Below are 17,340 nucleotides of genomic sequence, written 5' to 3' on the forward strand. Positions count from 1 at the left end.
GACGGCGGTGAGGCCGACATGGTGATGATGCCGCCCGAACCGAATCGCGAGGAGTCGCCCCGCGCCGACGTCGCGCGCCGTCGCGGCCATCACGACCCCACGGCCACCGCCCCCATCATGGGGGAGACGGGCGGACTGCTCGCCGACGGCGTCGGCCCTGTCGAGGACAGCCTCGAGACACCGGTCGCCCGCGGACGGTCGGGCCGAATCCTGCTGATCGCCCGGCGATTCGCACGTAATCGCACCGCCCTCGTCGGCCTGGTCATCTTCGTCCTGCTGGTGCTGTTCGCCGTGTTCGGCGGTCTCGTGACCCCCTGGTCGTACACCGACACCGACTTCCTCGCGATCGGGTTCCCGCCGTCGTCGGGCCACTGGTTCGGCACGAACGACGCAGGCAACGACCTCTACGCGCAAGTCGTCCACGGGCTTCAGCGGTCCCTCGTCATCGCACTTACGGTGTCGATCGGGACCACCGTCATCGCGGCGTTCGTCGGCGCGTTCGCCGCCTACTTCGGCGGGTGGGTGCAGCGCGCCATCCTCGGTGTCATCTATCTGCTGCTGGTGATCCCGACGTTCCTGATCATCGCGCTGATCTCCAACAAGACCGGTGGGGACTGGCGCTGGCTCATCGTCGTGTTCACCGTGACCGGCTGGATGATGTTGGCCCGCATCATCCATTCGATGGCGCAGTCCATCCGGGAGCGCGATTACGTCGCGGCCGCACGGTATCTCGGAGAGCCGCCGCTGACCATCGTCGCCCGCCACATCCTGCCCAACCTGGCCTCGCTGCTCGTCATCAACTTCACCCTCGGCGTCGTCGCGACCGTCCTCGCCGAGACCGGGCTGTCGTTTCTCGGTCTGGGCGTGAAGATCCCCGACGTCACCCTGGGCGCGTTGCTGCAGTCGGGGGCGGGAGCGCTGTTCGCCTCGCCGTGGCTGTTCTACTTCCCCGCCGCGGTGCTGACCCTGCTCACGGTCTCGATGGCGCTGATCGCCGACGGCCTGCGCGACGCCCTCGACCCCACCTCGGGATCGGGGGCGCGGGCATGACGGCGGGCACGGAGACGGGCGCTCCGGTGTTGTCGGTGCGCGATCTCCACGTCGCGTTCGGCTCGGAGGCCGGACGAGTCGAGGCCGTGCGCGGCCTGTCCTTCGACGTCGCCCCGGCGACGACCCTGGCGATCGTCGGCGAGTCGGGGTCGGGGAAGTCGGTGTCGGCGTTGGCCGTTCTCGGCCTGTTGCCCGGATCGGCGGACGTCCGCGGGTCGGTGACGATGAACGGCCGCGAGCTGATCGGGCTCACCGACACGGAGATGTCGTCGGTGCGCGGGCGGGAGATCTCGATGATCTTCCAGGACCCGCTGTCGTCGCTGACCCCGGTGTTCACCGTCGGCGCGCAGATCGTCGAGGCACTGCAGGCCCATCAGTCCATCGGGCGCAGGGCCGCGACCGACCGCGCGATCGACTTGCTCGACCTCGTCGGCATCCCCGACCCGATCCGCCGGTCGACGTCGTACCCGCACGAGCTGTCCGGCGGGATGCGTCAGCGGGTGATGATCGCGATGGCCATCGCCAACGATCCGGCGGTGATCATCGCCGATGAACCGACCACCGCCCTCGACGTGACCATCCAGGCGCAGATCCTCGACCTGCTCGCGACGGCGCGCGCCGAGACCGGTGCCGCGATGGTTCTCATCACCCACGACCTCGGTGTGGTCGCCGGCACCGCCGACGACGTCATCGTCATGTACGGCGGGCGTGCCGTCGAACGGGCGGCGGTGGATCCGCTCTTCGACGAGCCGCGGATGCCGTACACGATCGGACTGCTCGGGGCGATGCCGCGAGTCGACCGGGTCACCGAGTCGCTCACCCCGATCCCGGGCAGCCCACCGGTGTTGATCGACCCACCCGACGCCTGCCAATTCGCGCCGCGGTGCCCGATCGTCGTCGACGACTGCCGTCATGGCGAACCACCACTGGCCGCAGTGACTCCCGGCGCCGCCCACGACGCCGCGTGTATTCGGCTCGGGGAGATCGCCGCCGACGGCACCGTCGACGGCAGACCGGTCTTCGACGATCCCGGACTGCCGCCCCACTCCACGCCCACCGACCGCAGTGACGAGGTACTCCTCGAGGTCACCGGGCTGCGCAAGGAGTTCCCGCTCACGAAGGGGCTGCTGCGCCGTCGGATCGGGACGGTGCGGGCGGTCGACGGCATCTCGTTCGGGATTCGACGCGGCGAGACCTTTGCGATCGTCGGCGAATCGGGCAGCGGCAAATCGACGACGCTGCTCGAGGTGATGGACTTCGCCCAGCCGCCCGGGGTGGTCCGGCTGTCGGGCACCGACCCGTCGTCGTTGTCGCGCCGTGCGGCGCGAGTGTTGCGTCGCGACATGTCCATCGTGTTCCAGGACCCCGCCGAGGCGCTCGATCCACGGTTCACCGCGTTCGACATCGTCTCGGAACCTCTACGGGCGCTGGGATTGTCACGATCGGAGACCGATGACCGGGTGGCCCGGCTGCTGCGCCGCGTCGGGCTAGACCCGGCGCACGCCGACCGCTATCCGTCGGCCTTCTCCGGCGGGCAGCGACAACGCCTGGCGATCGCGCGGGCCCTGGCCACCGATCCCCGGCTCATCATCCTCGACGAGCCGTTGTCGGCGCTCGACGTGTCCGTGCAGGCCGACATCGTCAACCTCATCCGGCGTCTGCAGGCCGACGGGGACGTCTCCTATCTCGTCGTCGCACACGATCTGTCGGTGATCCGCCACATGGCCGACCGGGTGGCGGTGATGTACCTCGGCCGGTTCGTCGAATTCGGTTCCACCGCAGAAGTGTTCGAAAGTCCCGCACATCCGTACACCCAGGCGCTGCTGTCGGCGGTCCCGATCCCGGATCCCCATGCCGAACGGGCGCGGTCGCCGATCGTCCTCCGCGGCGAGCTGCCCAGCCCGTCGGAGGAGATCGTCGGATGCGCCTTTGCCGGGCGGTGCCCGTTGCATCAGCGACTGCCCGAGTCGGACCGCGTGGTGTGCCGCACCGAGGTGCCGATGATTCGCGAGACCGACTCCGGGCACGGGTCGGCCTGTCATTTCACCGATCGCATGCCCGTGTCGGGAGGGGACGACCGATGAGACACCCGATCGTCCGTCGACTGTTCGTGCTCGTCGCCGCCGTCGTGCTGGGCGTCGTCGGCACCGCCGGTTGCGGTGTGGCGCTGGACGACTCCGCGATCTCCACCACAGGAGCAGACCTCAATCCGCAGCCGCGGGAGAACATCCGCGACGGTGGGAGTCTGACGACCGCCGTCCCCGAGGTGTCCCCGCAGTGGAACACCTTCCACGCCGACGGTTCGGCCTACACGCTGCTGATGTGGCGGTGGTACAACCCGACGCTGGCGTACTTCGCGCCGGACGGCACCTACTCGTTCAACCGCGACTACCTCACGGACGTGCGCAAGGAACTCGTCGACGGCAAGACCGTCGTCACGTACACGATCAACCCGAAGGCGTACTTCAACGACGGCACACCGATCGACTACCGATCGTTCGTCACCACCTGGCGCACCAGCAGCGGTACGGATCCGGACTACATCGTCGGGGCCACCGACGGTTACGACCAGATCGAGTCGGTGACCCGGGGCGTCGACGACCGGCAGGCCGTGGTCCGGTTCCGAGGTGTCTGGGCGTGGCCCGACGGACTGTTCAACCTGCTTCTGCACCCGAAGGTCTCGACCGCGGATCTGTACAACCAGGGCTACCTGCAGAACCCGCACCCCGAGTGGGGAGCGGGGCCGTACACCGTGAACAGCTACGACCCGAACACCGGTGTCGTCGTGTTCACCCGCAACCCGAAGTGGTGGGGCAAGCCCGGAAAGCTCGATCGACGGGTGTTCCGACAGATGGAGGATCAGGCGGCGATCAACGCGTTCCGCAACGGCGAGCTCGACGCCATCGGCGTGGCGAGCAAGGACTCCCGCGCTCAGGTGATCACCATGGGAGGCGTCGACATCCGCACCGCCGCGTCGCCGCAGCAGTCGCTGCTCGTGGTCAATCTCGACACCCCGATCCTCGCCGATCGCCGCGTTCGCGAGGGACTGTTGTTCGGCGTCGACCGCAGCACCCTGGCGCGCATCCGGTTCACCGGCCTGAACTACTCCGAGCCACTGCCGGGATCGTTGCAGATGTACTCGTTCCAGCCCGGCTACGAAGACAACCTCGACGGCGTCATCGGCTACGACCCGGACCGGGCACGGGCCATCCTCGACGAGGCCGGCTGGGCGGTGGGGGACGACGGCATCCGCGTCAAGGACGGCCGACGCCTGTCCGTGACGCTCCCGATCCTCTCCGACGCCGCCGCCAGCCAGAACCTGGCCCGTGCGTTCCAGGCGATCCTGAAGCAGATCGGTGTCGATGTCGTCATCGCCCTGCGCCCGGCGTCGGACTTCTCGAAGGTCGTGGTGAACAAGGAATTCGACCTGTTCCTGATCGGCTTCTCGTCCAGCGATCCGTTCGGCATGGCCTATCTCTGCCAGACATGGTGCGAGGGTTCGCAGCTGAACAAGGCGGGAGCAGGATCACCGGAACTCGACGCCGAGATCGCCCGGGTCGCCGCCATTCCCGAACCGGCCGCCCAGATCGCCGCCGGCAACAAGGTGGAGCGACAGGCCTTCGCCCAGTACTCGGATCTCCCGCTGTTCAACGGGCCGTCGATGGTCGCGGTCAAGGAGAAGCTCGCCAACTACGGCGCGGGCCAGTTCTACATCGGACCCGTCGAGGACATCGGGTGGCAGAACTGATCACCGCCGGCATGAGCATCACCACTGAGTAGTGGACAACTGGATAGTCCAGACATCCCCACATCAGCGGTGACGCTCATGCGGTCAGACTTTCCTACTCGCGGCTCCGGCCCGGGGATCAGCTCTGGACCGAGACCCGCCACAGCGGATTGACCGGCCCGTGGCCCGCGCCGAGCGGATACGCCGCCTGCAGACCACGCGTCACCCAGCGTTTGGCGAAACCGACGGCATCCGGTACCGAATATCCATGGGCCAGAGCGCAGGCCGTGGCGGCAGCCAACGTGTCGCCGGCGCCGTGGTCGTGGCCGGTGTCGATCCGCGGATGATCGAACTCGTGGAACTCGTGGCCGTCGAACAGCAGATCCGGGCTGTGATCCGACGACCGCAGATGGCCGCCCTTCACCAACGCCCAGCGTGCGCCGAGATCGTGCAGCGCCTGTGCGGCGGACCGCTGCGATGCCGGGTCGACCACGTCGATCCCGGTGATGAGCCGGACCTCGTCGAGATTCGGTGTCACCACGGTCGCGAGCGGGATCAGCCGAGACCGCAGCGTGTCCAACGCCTCGCTCGCCAGCAGCGGATCACCGTGCATCGACGCACACACGGGGTCGACGACGAGCGGCACGTCGGCGTCGCGACCGATCCCGAGCTCGTCGCACGCCTGGGCGACGGCGTCGATGATCGGAGCCGACGCCAGCATGCCGGTCTTCGCGGCGGCGACGCCGATGTCGGGCACCACGCTGTGCATCTGGGCGGCGACCGTCTCCGGCGCGATCTCCTGAAAACCCTGCACGCCCACCGAGTTCTGCACGGTCACGGCGGTGACCGCAACACAACCGTGCAGACCCAGCAGTGCGAAGGTCCGCAGATCGGCCTGGATGCCGGCACCGCCGCCGGAGTCCGAGCCGGCGATCGTCAGAACCCGGGTCGGGGTGATCCCCGGTGCGGCGGTGGGCAATCGGAGGTCGCTGAGCCGAGAATCGGTCATGGTGCGCCGGCCGCCTCGAGGGGCAGGTACACGCGACCGCCGGCCTCGGTGAACTCGGCCGATTTGGCGGCCATCTCCTCGGCGATCTTGCGATCGATGTCCTCGGCGGTCACCAGATTGTTCTCCTCGGCGTAGGCGCGGACATCCGCCGAGATGCGCATCGAGCAGAACTTCGGCCCGCACATCGAGCAGAAGTGCGCGGTCTTGGCGGGCTCGGCCGGCAGCGTTTCGTCGTGATACTCACGAGCGGTGTCGGGGTCGAGCGCGAGGTTGAACTGGTCGGTCCAGCGGAACTCGAAGCGCGCCTTGCTCAATGCGTCGTCGCGTTCCTGCGCGCGCGGATGTCCCTTCGCCAGGTCGGCGGAGTGTGCGGCGATCTTGTAGGTGATGACGCCGACCTTCACGTCGTCGCGGTTGGGCAGGCCGAGATGCTCCTTCGGGGTGACGTAGCACAGCATGGCCGTGCCTGCCTGGGCGATCATGGCGGCGCCGATGGCCGAGGTGATGTGGTCGTATGCCGGCGCGATGTCGGTGGCGAGCGGGCCGAGGGTGTAGAACGGCGCCTCCTCGCACAGTTCCTCCTCGAGGCGTACGTTCTCGGCGATCTTGTGCATCGGGACGTGACCCGGGCCTTCGATCATCACCTGCACGCCATGCGATTTCGCCTTCGTCGTCAACTCGCCCAGGGTGCGCAGCTCGGCGAACTGGGCCTCGTCGTTGGCGTCGGCGATCGATCCCGGCCGGAGGCCGTCGCCGAGGGAGAACGTGATGTCGTAGCGGGCGAAGATCTCGCACAGTTCGTCGAAATGCGTGTAGAGGAACGACTCCTCGTGGTGGGCCAGGCACCATGCGGCCATGATCGATCCGCCGCGCGACACGATGCCGGTGACCCGGCGGGCGGTCAGCGGCACGTACCGCAGCAGGACCCCGGCGTGCACCGTCATGTAGTCGACACCCTGCTCCGCCTGCTCGATGACGGTGTCGCGGTAGATCTCCCAGGTCAACTTCGTGGGGTCGCCGTTGACCTTCTCGAGTGCCTGATAGATCGGCACCGTGCCCACCGGCACCGGCGAATTGCGGAGAATCCATTCGCGGGTCATGTGGATGTCCTTGCCGGTGGACAGATCCATGATGGTGTCGGCGCCCCAGCGGGTGGCCCACACCATCTTCTCGACCTCCTCGGCGATCGAACTCGTCACCGCGGAGTTGCCGATGTTGGCGTTGACCTTCACCGCGAACCGCTTGCCGATGATCATCGGTTCACATTCGGGGTGACGGTGATTGGCGGGGATCACCGCCCGCCCCGCGGCGACCTCGGTGCGCACCAGTTCGACGTCGACGTCCTCGCGGGCCGCGATGAACCGCATCTCGTCGGTCACGATCCCCGCGCGGGCCCACGCCAGTTGTGTCGTGGCCCCGTCGACGGGGTCGGGCCGGTGCCACGAGTCGCGGGTCGGCGCCAGGCCCTTCTCGACGTCGATCGTCGCGGTCGCATCCGTGTAGGGACCGGAGGTGTCGTAGACGTCGAGGTGCTCACTGTTGGTCAGCGAGATCCGTCGCTGCGGGACGCGCAGATGGTCGATCTCGCGGTAGTGCTTGGCGCTGCCCTCGATCGGGCCCGTCGTGAGGGTCGAGACGGTGGGTGTGGACGCAGATGTGGATGCAGATGTTCCCATGAGGGGCTCCCTACGCCGGCATTATCCGGACAGGTTCAGGCGGTCGGCGACCGCCTGTCGCCATCTCAGCCCCTGGTCATCGTGGGAGCCCCCGCGTTGTGTATTTGTCGGGCCCGGAGGCTGTCGCCGGGCCACTGCACACCCTAACGTGTCCTGGCTGCCGAGGTGTTGTTCGCCGTGCGAAAAATCTGCTCGGGTTTCGCGCGACCTACGGCATCGTAAGGTAGAGTGTGACCCGGATCACAAGGGTCCGCGTCGTCGTCGGGAAGGGGAGTCCGGGCTGCGGCGATCAGTGCAGTGTGTCCGCAGGAGGGGATCGTGCAGAGGAAGAATCGACAGCGGCCACCGCAGTCTGCGCAGGCGATCCTGCAGCAGATCGCCCAGGTGGTCCACAACACCGACCGGGATCGTTTCGAGCTGTGGGTCGCTGGCGACCTCGTCGGAGTGCTCGGCTACAGCAGGGAGATCGTCGACGGCCGCCCGACCGTCACGATCCTGCACACCGTGCTATACGACGAGTACACGGGCCACGGGCTCGGCACCCGATTGATGGTGGGTGCCATCGGCTACGTGCGGGAGCAGGGTGCCCGACTGCGTCCGGTGTGCTCGTTCACCAAGTCGTACCTCGACTCGCATCCCGGGATCGTGGCGCTCGCGCCCGCGTGATCGTCCGTCCGAGGGACGCAGCACCAAGTTAGCGTAGGCTAAGCTGGCGATCGTTGCTGCATTCGAGGGGAAGGCCCGTCCGGACATGGTCGAGACGAAATCCAAGTCGCGGGGATGGCAGGGCGCCGTCCTCAAACTGCTCGGCGCCGATGACTACGAGTTGACGGTCACCAGCAACGAGAAGGTCACCGACCAGTACATCCGGCTGGGCTTCACCGGCGGCGGACTGCTGGCCGATCGTCCGGTCCACCCCACGATGTGGGTTCGCATCTGGTTCGAGAACAAGCACGGCAAGATGCATCAGCGCGGCTACACGCTCGTCGACCCCGACCGCGCGACGGACTCGTTCTCGATCGAGTTCGCGATCCACGACGGCGCGGCCGCGCGATGGGCTCTCGCCGCAGAGCCCGGGGACACCATCGGTGCGACATTCATGGGTTCCAAGTTCGCCATCCCCGAACCGGCGCCCGCCGGGTGGCTGATCGCCGGCGATCCGGCCGCACTCCCGGCGATCAACTCGCTGCTCGACGCCATCTCGGCGTCGGCCAATCCGTCTGCACCGGCGACCGTGTGGTTCGAGTACACCCACGAGTCGGACAAGACACTCCCGCTACGCCTCCGGGATCACGACACCATCAACTGGATTCACCGGGGGAGCGACGGAGACGCGATCGCCGACGCCGTGAAGGACGCGGCGTTCGACGCCACGGGTCACTTCGGCTGGGTCGCACTCGACATGAAGGCCACCCGTGCGGTGTCGGCGTCGTTCAAGAACGACTACAAGCTTCCCAAGACGGCCGTGAAATCGCAGGCGTACTGGCGCGCGAACGGCCCCGAGTCCTGAGTCGGTCCGGTCCGCCCCTACGGCTCAGCTCGCGCGCTGGTCGAACCCGCGTTCGCTGACCGTGCCCAGATTTTCGCCGATCGTGCCCAAGTTTTCGCCGATCGTGCCCGAAATCTCGTCGATCGTGCCCAGATTTTCGTCCATCGTGTTCTGACGCGCCTTCACGCGCCGAGGTGCCCGCTCGGTCGGCGTGTCTGGTCCGGCGCTGGGCACGATCGGCGAGAATCTGGACCCGCTCGACGGAAATTCGGGTCGCTGTCGGCGAGTCCGACCGACCGCACCTCCGGCTGAAGTAGGTCTGCCTAACCTATAGTGGAACGGCACAGAACCTCGACGACTGGTGACGCCTGTGAGTGTGGATACCGCGGACCGACCCGCCTCCCCGGGTGCGCCCGGATCGGTGCGGCCCGGGGCAGGATCACTGTCGCGGGCCGCGATCCTGTTCCTGCTGATCGCCACCGTCGTCGTGCTGACATTCGTCGGTTTTTTCGTCGGCTCCGGCGATTACTCGGTCTCCGACGCGTGGCGCGCCCTGTTCGGTGAGGGAGATCCGACGACGCTGGAGGTGATCCGCAACAACCGAGTGCCGCGTACCCTGTTGGCCGTCCTGGTCGGGATCGCCCTGGGGGCGTCTGGGGCGATCATGCAAGGCCTGACGCGAAACCCGTTGGCGGACCCCGGAATCCTGGGTGTGAACTCGGGTGCGTACTTCGCGATGGTCGTCGCCGCGGTGGCCTTCGGGATCAGCTCGATCAGCGGCTACATGGTCGCCGCGATGGTGGGAGCGTTCGCCGCCGCGACACTGGTGTACGTCGTCGGCTCCCGCGGCATCAGTGGCGCCAGCCCGGAGAAGCTGGTGCTGACCGGTGTGGCCGCCGGGTCCATCTTCAGCGGAATCGGTTTCGGTCTGACGATGATCAACCCCAAGTCGTTCGACGCCATTCGTAGCTGGCAGGTGGGGACGCTCGACGGCCGCGACTGGTCACAGGTGACGGTGGTGTGGATCCCGATCGTGGTCGGTGCCCTGGTCGCCATGGTCCTGATCCCGTACCTCAACGGACTCGCACTCGGCGACGACCGGGCGCGTGCGTTGGGCATCCCCGTCGGTCGGGTGCGCCTGGCGGGCTTCGTGATCGTCACGGTGTTGTGCGGTTCGGCCACGGCGGCCCTCGGTCCGATCACCTTCGTCGGGCTCATGGTGCCGCACGTGGTGCGCGTCCTCTTCGGCCCGGACAACAGATGGCTGCTGCCGACGTGCCTCGTGGTCGGTCCGATCGTCATGGTGGGCTCCGATCTGATCGCTCGTGTCGCGACCTCGAGCGAGTTGCCGGTCGGCATGGTGACGGCATTCCTCGGTGCACCGGTGCTCATCGCATTGGTCCGGCGAAAGGGAGGTGCCGACGAATGACCGTGCAGGACCGTGTCTGGCCACCGACACCGGCCCGGTGGCCGCGCCGGATCAAGTTCCTCCGGACCCCGATGCTGAGTCTGCGCATCGACATCGCCTCGCTGGCGATCTCGGTGCTGCTCGTGATCGTCGCCCTCGTCGTCGGTACGTGGTCGCTCGGAGTCAGCACCACCGACAGCCCGGGACTCGGCCTCGGGCAGATCCTGTCCGTCCTGGCCGGGCAGACGTCGGGCGCACCCGCCGACCTGGTCGCCGCGGCGCTGCCCGCGGTACTCCTCGCGCTCGTGGGCGGGGCGGCGCTCGCGTTGTCGGGAGCCATCTTCCAGACGATCACGCGGAATCCGCTGGGTAGTCCGGACATCATCGGCTTCACCACCGGCGCCTACACCGGCGCTCTGATCGCGATGCTCGTCCTGCACCTCGATTCGGGCGGTGCCACGATCGGCGCCCTTCTCGGATCGCTGGCCACCGCCGGCGCCGTCTACTACCTCGGCATGCGCGGAGGTACGAGCGGCTACCGATTCGTCGTCGTGGGGATCGGCATCAACGCGATGCTGGTCGCCTTCAACGGCTATCTTATCGCCACCGCCAACGTGCAGAATGCCGCATCGGCCGCGTCGTGGGGCATGGGCGATCTGCACGACATACAGATGTCCGACACCGTGCCCGTCATCGTGGGGCTGGCGATCCTGGTGCCGTTCCTCACCGTCGTGGCGCCCCGGATGCGTATGTTCGAGCTCGGTGCCGACTCGGCCCAGAGCAAGGGTGTCGACGTGGCGCGGACCCAGTGGATGCTGCTGCTCATCGGCGTGGGATTCGCGGCGGTCATCACCGCGGTCGCTGGGCCCATCGCGTTCGTCGCACTGGTGGCTCCGCAACTGGCGGCGCGGATCTCGCCGACCCCCGGCATCCCGCTGGTCACGTCGGCGGCGGTGGGGGCGGTGCTGCTCGTCAGCTGTGACGCCATCGCCCGGACGATCCTCGCCCCGGACGTACAGCTGCCCGTCGGGGTCGTCACCACCTCGATCGGCGGCGTCTACCTCCTCGGACTCCTGATCGCCCAGTCACGAAAGGCGAGGCCATGACCGCTGATCCAGTCGTACCCGGGCGTCTGTCCGGCGCGGGACTCGACGTCGGCTACGACGACCGCACGATCCTCGCGCAGCTCGACGTGACCATCCCCGACGAGTCGTTCACCGTCATCGTCGGACCGAATGCCTGTGGCAAGTCGACCCTCCTGCGTTCCCTGTCCCGCCTGCTCGCCCCGCGTGGTGGCGCCGTGTTGCTCGATGGCAAGGACGTGAAGGGATACGGCGGAAAGGAATTCGCTCGTGAGGTTGGCCTGCTGCCCCAGCAGTCCATCGCGCCGGAGGGCATCACCATCATCGATCTCGTGTCGCGGGGACGCTTTCCGTACCAGACCATGTTCCGGCAGTGGACCGATGCCGACCAGGCCGCGGTCGACTTCGCGTTGCAGGTGACCCGACTGACCGATCTCGCGCAGCGGCGCGTGCAAGCGCTGTCGGGCGGTCAGCGACAACGGGTCTGGATCGCGATGGCGCTCGCCCAGCAGACGCCGATCCTGCTCCTCGACGAGCCGACCACCTATCTCGATCTCGCACACCAGATCGAGGTCCTCGAACTCTGCACCACCCTGAACAAGAGCGGCACCACGCTCGTAGCGGTGCTCCACGACCTCAACCAGGCCGCGCGCTACGCGAGTCACATCATCGCCATGCGCGGCGGAGAGATCATCGCCGAGGGTGCCCCGGCCGACGTCATCACCGCCGACGTGGTCCATCGCACGTTCGGGGTCCGGGCCCGCATCATCGCCGACCCGGAGACCGACACCCCGCTGGTCATCCCACTCGGCGACGGCGCCGTCTCGTTCGACGAGGTACCCGGCGACACCGCCACACTCCGCTCACGACAGTGACCGGCGAGCCCGATGAGAGAAGAGGAGATCCGATGGCCACCATCGTGCGCCGACTGACAGGTGTGATCGGGATCGTGATGGTCCTCGCGCTCGCGCTGAGCGGGTGCATCCAGTCCGACTCGACCGAGAACACCGTGTACTCCGACCCATCGGCGACACCAGATCTCGGTCTGCCCGACAACCCGCGCGTCGTCGCCCTCGGCTGGTCCGACGGTGAGATCGCCCTCAGCCTGGGCGTGAAGCCGGTCGCGATCTACGACTGGATGTCCTTCGGCGCCCAGAGCAAAGGCGTCGGGCAGTGGGCGTCGGCCGAATTCGGCAGCGACACACCGCAGATCATCTCGGCCGCCAGTGCGGGCGACTTCAATTACCAGCAGATCAAGGAGCTGAACCCGGACCTGATCCTCAACGTCCGGTCGAAGTCGGACTCGAAGGTCACCGACAGTCTGAAGGCGATCGCGCCGGTGGTGACCGCGCCGGCCGGCACCCCCGACTACGCGATCAACTGGAAGATGCAGACCCAGCTGATCGCCAACGCACTCGGCAAGTCGGCCGAGGGCGACGAACAGATCAAGCAGACCACGGACCTGCAGACCTCGTTGAAACAGCAGAACCCCGGCTTCGCCGGCAAGACGTTCGTGTGGGGCGCGAAGTTCGGCTCCGCCTACGGTGCCTACCTGCCGGGTGACGCCCGCTTCGACACCATCGCCGAACTCGGGTTCGTCCAGTATCCGCCGGTCGCGCAGTTGCAGGCGCAGGGCTTCTTCGCAGCGGTGCCGGTGGAGAAGGTCACGGCGCTCGACGGTCAGGTCGCGGTCTTCGCGCCGATCGGTATGCCGTTGTCGCAGTTGCAGAATGACAACCTCATCAACTCCCTGCCGGTCACCCGCGACGGACGCGCGATCGAACTCGCCGAGACGGACCCGATCGTGCAGGCGATGTCGGCGGGTACTCCCGAGTCCCTGCGGTTCGCCCTCGAACGTCTCACGCCGATGCTCGCCACCGCGGCCGCGAAGGTGCAGTGAATCGCAAAGGTGCAGTAATCGCGAAGGTGCAGTAATCGCAAAGATGCGGTGACTCCGAGGGACTTCGCCGATCGTGCCCAGAATCGTGCCGATCGTGCCCAGAATCTCGCCGATCGTGCCCAGAATCGTGCCGATCGTGCCCAGAATCGCGCCCACTGTGCCCGGACGGCTCGCCGATCGGGCACGTGATGGCCAGATTCCGTGGAGATCGTCCGATCGGAGGATTGGCCCGATGCCGCAGCCAGGTTAGCCTGGCCTTCATCGTGGGGCTCGGGGGCTGTACTCCCGGAGAGGGGATACGGCACAGTGGCGGAGTTCGACTACGACGCGAACGACGACGGTCGCGCGTCAGGCTCGGGCGTGAGCATCGCGACGATCGTGGCATCGGCAGGGGTTGCGGCCATCGTGTCGGCGCTCATCGTCACCATCGGCGTGGTGGGGATTCTGGTTGTCGACCAACGCGCAGGCAACACTCCGGGCTCGCAGACCCCGACGGTTGTCAACCTCGGAGCCGCCGGGACGCCTACGGGTCCGGCCGGTACGGCACCGAACGGTGTCGTCGTCCCGGACGGTGCCGCACCTGCGCAGGATGCCGCTCCGGGAGGCCAGGGACCTACGGGCGAGCAGGTGCCGGAAAGCGACGGCGGAGCCGGCGCTGGTACTTCTGCGGCCCCGCCTGCCGGAGCGCCGCAGGGTGGGGCTGCTCCCGTACCGCCGGCGGCGGCGGGCCCGGCTCAGCCCGCTCCCGCGGCATCCCCGTCCGCCCTCACACCGGGGCAACTCAACACGAAGATCAAGCTGATCATGAACACCGGAGCCGCGCGGGCCACCCGCGCCGACGAATTGCAGAGCGGCGAGCGCGGACTGCGGTCCATCGACCAGGTCGCGCAGATGCTGCGGGTGAGCGGAGCCGGGTTCACCTACCAGATGATCGGTCCGGTGCGGCGCAACGGCACCAGCCTCAGTGCGACACTGCAGATGTCGTTGGTCGGCAACGGCTCTCGCTATCGTCAGCTCACCTGGGTGTGGGCGGGGAACAAATGGAAGCTCTCCGATCGCAGCGTCTGCGATGTCGCCTCGTATGCATTGATCCCGTGCTCGGTGTGAGCGGGCTGCCCGACATGCGACGGACCGGAGGTCTGTGCGGGGTCCGCAGGTCGTGGGTCGTCGTGCTCCTCGTCGCGGCCGTCGCGCTGATGGGTGCCGGCTGCTCATCGACCGATGAGCAGTTCACTGCCCCGGTGCAGATCAACCTGCCCGACGGCCGTCAGGTGACCGTCGACGGCACTCCGAAGCGGATCGTGACACTCGGCGGCCAGTGGACCGATGTCGCGTTGTCCTTCGGCGTCGTCCCCGTCGGCTATTTCGACTCTCTCCGGCAGCAGACGGGCAGCACGCCGCCGTGGTTCGGGGACAAACTGGCCGATTCGACGCCGATCGAACTCGAGGGGGATGTCGTCGGGGCCGTCGCGGCGCTCGAGCCTGATCTCATCCTCGCGCCAGGGTTTGCCTCGATGTCGGGCAGTTTCGAGAATCTGTCCAAGCTGGCGCCGACCATCGACAAGATCAGCGGTCAGCAGGTCGACCCGTGGGAGGACATGGTCACGCTGATGGGCACGATCCTGCATCAGCCCGACAGGGCCACGGAGATCATCGCCGGGGTGACGGCGAATACCGATGAGATCACCAGAGAATTCCCCGGACTCCGGGGTAAGACCTATACGTTCGCGTATCTGTACGGCTCAGATCAGCTGTCGGTTCTCGGTGATGCATCGGACGGCGCGGCGAAGCTCTTCACATCGCTGGGGCTGCGCATGGCACCACAGGTGATCCGACAGTCGTCGCGCACCGGACAGCCCCGTTTCCAGGTCAGTACCGAGAACATCCCGATGCTCGGCTCCGATCTGTTGGATGGCAGCGCAGACACCCGCCCTGCAGGAGCGCATGGAGGCCTTGCCCGGGTATCGAAATCTCCGCTCGGTGCGGACCGGTGCCGTCGCGATGATGTCGACAGTTCAGATCAACGGATTGAATGAGCCGTCACCCAACTCGATTCCGTACGCGTTCGAACAGATGAGGCCCGCGCTGGCCGCTGTCTCCCAGTCCTGACGGCGACCCCGGGCATCGCGGACCCGGTCGGCGCGATTCTGGACCCGGTCGGCGAGAATCTGGACCCGGTCGGCGAGAATCTGGACCCGGTCGGCGAAGAACTGGACCCGGTCGGCGAGATTCTGGACCCGGTCGGCGAGAATCTGGACCCGGTCGGCGTCGGAAAGGGCGTCAGCCCAACGACTCCCGCAGTGCCGTCTTGTCGATCTTGCCGACGGCGGTCACGGGCAGTCCCGGGACCGTCACCAGCGTGTCGGGGAGTTTGAACGACGCCAGCCCGCGATCGGTGAGAAAGGCACGCACCTGCGGCAGGCGGAGTTCCTCGCCGCGCGGATGCTCGTGCGACAACACCACCGCCGCGCAGATCCGTTCTCCCAGAGACTCATCGGGCACACCGATCACCGCTGCCGCGCGGATCGACGGGTGTGCGAGGAGATTCTCCTCGACGTCGTCGGCGGCGACGTTCTCGCCCGCGCGCACGATGGTGTCCTTGATGCGGCCGGTGACCGCGAGATGTCCCGAGGGCAGTCGGCGGACGCGGTCCCCGGATCTGTAGAACCCGTCGGGGGTGAACGATCGGGCGTTGTGCTCGTCGGCGCGGTAGTACCCGCGGATCGTGTACGGGCCGCGGACGAGGAGCTCTCCCTCGACACCGTCGGGGACGTCGTCGCCGTTCTCGTCGACGACCCGCACCTCGTCGTACTCCGACATCGGTGCCCCTTGGACCCGGTGCACCAGGTCGCGCGGGTCGTCGAGGCGGGTGTAGCAGATCAGCCCCTCGGCCATGCCGAACACCTGCTGGACGACGTCGCCGAGTGCGGCGTCGAGGGCGACCGCGTCGGGTTCGGCGAGTTTGGCCCCACCGACCTGCAGCAGCCGCAGCGACGAGATGTCGGCGGGTTCCCATTCGGTGGCGGCGCACCACACCTGGGCGAGCGCGGGTACGAGGGCGGTCGCGGTGATCCGATGCTGCTCGATGAGATCGAAGGTGTTGTCGGGGCTCGGGTCATCGGTCACGATCGTGTGCCCGCAGGCCCACATGATGCCGAGCATGCCGGGACAGCACAGGGGGAAGTTGTGCGCGCCGGGCAGCGCGACGAGGTAGGCGTCGTCGGCGGTGAACCCGGCGATCTCGGCCGAGCGGCGTGCGTTGAAGGCGTAGTCGTTGTGGGTACGCGCGATGAGCTTCGGCAGGCCGGTTGTGCCACCCGAGATGAGGAACACCGCGGGCGTGTCCGGGTCGGTGGCGGTTGCGTCGGGAAGGCCGACCTCGGCCGGATCGGCGTCGGGTAGCGGCTGATGCGACCCGGGATCGCCACTGACAAAGACATCGCGCAAGCCGCGCACCCGCGACTGCAGTTCGATGGCGAGGTCGCGATGGTCGAAACCGCGTCGACCGTCCTCGGTGACGTAGGCGACGGCGTCGGAACCGGCTGCCAGATGGGCGATCTCGGCGATGCGGTGGGCGGGGAGCGTCATCACCGGGACGATCCCGGCCCGTAGGAGACCGAAGAAGGTGATCACGAACTCCGCGGAGTTGTGCTGCTGCAGGATCACCCGGCTGCCCGGGGCGAGTCCGGCGGCCACGAAACCGGCGGCCCGACGCCTCACACGCTCGTGCAGTTCGGCGAAAGTGAGGGTCGTGGGCCCGTCGATGGAGGCGTCGGTCAGACCCGGTGCGTCGGGTCGTCGCGTCGCGGCACGCTCGAGCACATGCCACAGCGGCACCTCGGCGAAGAGACCCGCTTCCCGGTACCTCGCAGCGGCGGCGGGCGGGTGTGGCCGGAAGCCCTCGGCGAGGTCGTCGGCGACGTCACTCATGGAGGTATTCAAACACATCGGCCATTAGGGCAACCTAAGTCACAACAGGTGTTCTGGGCCTGGCCGGGC

General features: G+C 67.6%; 15 protein-coding genes and 1 riboswitch. Of the genes, 11 read left to right on the forward strand and 4 right to left on the reverse strand.

The features are described from left to right. The first annotated feature begins 24 nt into the window (after positions 1-24). From EEB19_RS11460 to EEB19_RS11470, 3 genes are read left to right on the forward strand one after another with little or no spacing between them, the layout of a single operon-like run. Positions 25-1,050: an ABC transporter permease gene (locus EEB19_RS11460; RefSeq protein WP_262365609.1), complete on the forward strand. Its 1,026-nt coding sequence runs from the start codon at positions 25-27 to the stop codon at positions 1,048-1,050. Continuing rightward, positions 1,047-3,134, forward strand: a complete 2,088-nt coding sequence (locus EEB19_RS11465; protein WP_187586279.1) for an ABC transporter ATP-binding protein — start codon at positions 1,047-1,049, stop codon at positions 3,132-3,134. The genes EEB19_RS11460 and EEB19_RS11465 overlap by 4 nt, the downstream gene beginning before the upstream one ends. Next, the gene (locus EEB19_RS11470; protein WP_187586281.1) at positions 3,131-4,798 is read left to right on the forward strand and encodes an ABC transporter family substrate-binding protein; all 1,668 of its coding nucleotides are present in this window, start codon (positions 3,131-3,133) and stop codon (positions 4,796-4,798) included. The genes EEB19_RS11465 and EEB19_RS11470 overlap by 4 nt, the downstream gene beginning before the upstream one ends. 118 nt (positions 4,799-4,916) lie before the next feature. Here the strand turns inward: EEB19_RS11470 and thiD are convergent, their stop codons facing one another. Together thiD and thiC are read right to left on the reverse strand one after the other, a co-directional pair. Further along, positions 4,917-5,786, reverse strand: a complete 870-nt coding sequence (gene thiD / locus EEB19_RS11475; RefSeq protein ID WP_187586283.1) for a bifunctional hydroxymethylpyrimidine kinase/phosphomethylpyrimidine kinase — start codon at positions 5,784-5,786, stop codon at positions 4,917-4,919. After that, on the reverse strand, positions 5,783-7,462 hold the full coding sequence (gene thiC / locus EEB19_RS11480) for a phosphomethylpyrimidine synthase ThiC (RefSeq protein WP_187586286.1): 1,680 nt from the start codon (positions 7,460-7,462) through the stop codon (positions 5,783-5,785). Before thiC ends, thiD begins: the two co-directional genes overlap by 4 nt. Next, positions 7,453-7,567: riboswitch (TPP riboswitch) on the reverse strand. It overlaps the preceding gene by 10 nt. A gap of 213 nt (positions 7,568-7,780) precedes the next feature. Between thiC and EEB19_RS11485 the strand changes: the two genes are divergently transcribed. Next, positions 7,781-8,128, forward strand: coding sequence for a GNAT family N-acetyltransferase (locus EEB19_RS11485; RefSeq protein WP_187586288.1), 348 nt, complete (start codon positions 7,781-7,783; stop codon positions 8,126-8,128). Positions 8,129-8,213: 85 nt separating this feature from the next. Further along, positions 8,214-8,972, forward strand: a complete 759-nt coding sequence (locus EEB19_RS11490) for a siderophore-interacting protein (RefSeq protein WP_187586290.1) — start codon at positions 8,214-8,216, stop codon at positions 8,970-8,972. Positions 8,973-8,996: 24 nt separating this feature from the next. Here the strand turns inward: EEB19_RS11490 and EEB19_RS11495 are convergent, their stop codons facing one another. Next, on the reverse strand, positions 8,997-9,185 hold the full coding sequence (locus EEB19_RS11495) for a hypothetical protein (RefSeq protein ID WP_187586292.1): 189 nt from the start codon (positions 9,183-9,185) through the stop codon (positions 8,997-8,999). Positions 9,186-9,321: 136 nt separating this feature from the next. On the opposite strand from EEB19_RS11495, the gene EEB19_RS11500 reads away from it, so the two are divergent. From EEB19_RS11500 to EEB19_RS11525, 6 genes are all read left to right on the forward strand, one after another. Further along, a complete protein-coding gene (locus tag EEB19_RS11500) occupies positions 9,322-10,380 on the forward strand; it encodes an iron ABC transporter permease (protein WP_262365597.1) in 1,059 nt (352 codons plus the stop codon). Beyond that, a complete protein-coding gene (locus EEB19_RS11505) occupies positions 10,377-11,465 on the forward strand; it encodes an iron chelate uptake ABC transporter family permease subunit (RefSeq protein WP_187586294.1) in 1,089 nt (362 codons plus the stop codon). Before EEB19_RS11500 ends, EEB19_RS11505 begins: the two co-directional genes overlap by 4 nt. Further along, complete coding sequence (locus EEB19_RS11510) at positions 11,462-12,316, forward strand: ABC transporter ATP-binding protein (protein WP_187586296.1); 855 nt, start codon at positions 11,462-11,464, stop codon at positions 12,314-12,316. Before EEB19_RS11505 ends, EEB19_RS11510 begins: the two co-directional genes overlap by 4 nt. A 32-nt stretch (positions 12,317-12,348) precedes the next feature. Beyond that, a complete protein-coding gene (locus tag EEB19_RS11515; RefSeq protein ID WP_187586298.1) occupies positions 12,349-13,341 on the forward strand; it encodes an ABC transporter substrate-binding protein in 993 nt (330 codons plus the stop codon). A 306-nt stretch (positions 13,342-13,647) separates the two neighbouring features. Then, positions 13,648-14,448 carry a hypothetical protein gene (locus EEB19_RS11520; RefSeq protein WP_187586300.1) on the forward strand — a complete coding sequence of 267 codons (801 nt, stop codon included), beginning with the start codon at positions 13,648-13,650 and terminating at the stop codon, positions 14,446-14,448. Then, on the forward strand, positions 14,445-15,377 hold the full coding sequence (locus EEB19_RS11525) for an ABC transporter substrate-binding protein (protein WP_316245469.1): 933 nt from the start codon (positions 14,445-14,447) through the stop codon (positions 15,375-15,377). The genes EEB19_RS11520 and EEB19_RS11525 overlap by 4 nt, the downstream gene beginning before the upstream one ends. Positions 15,378-15,621: 244 nt before the next feature. Here EEB19_RS11525 and EEB19_RS11530 read toward each other — a convergent pair whose 3' ends face one another. Then, entirely contained in the window at positions 15,622-17,271 is a 1,650-nt protein-coding gene (locus tag EEB19_RS11530; RefSeq protein ID WP_187586302.1) for a (2,3-dihydroxybenzoyl)adenylate synthase, read from the reverse strand. Between the last annotated feature and the right edge of the window lie 69 nt (positions 17,272-17,340).

This window comes from Gordonia sp. OPL2 (genome assembly GCF_003797825.1).
In the GTDB taxonomy this organism is placed as follows: Bacteria; Actinomycetota; Actinomycetes; order Mycobacteriales; family Mycobacteriaceae; genus Gordonia.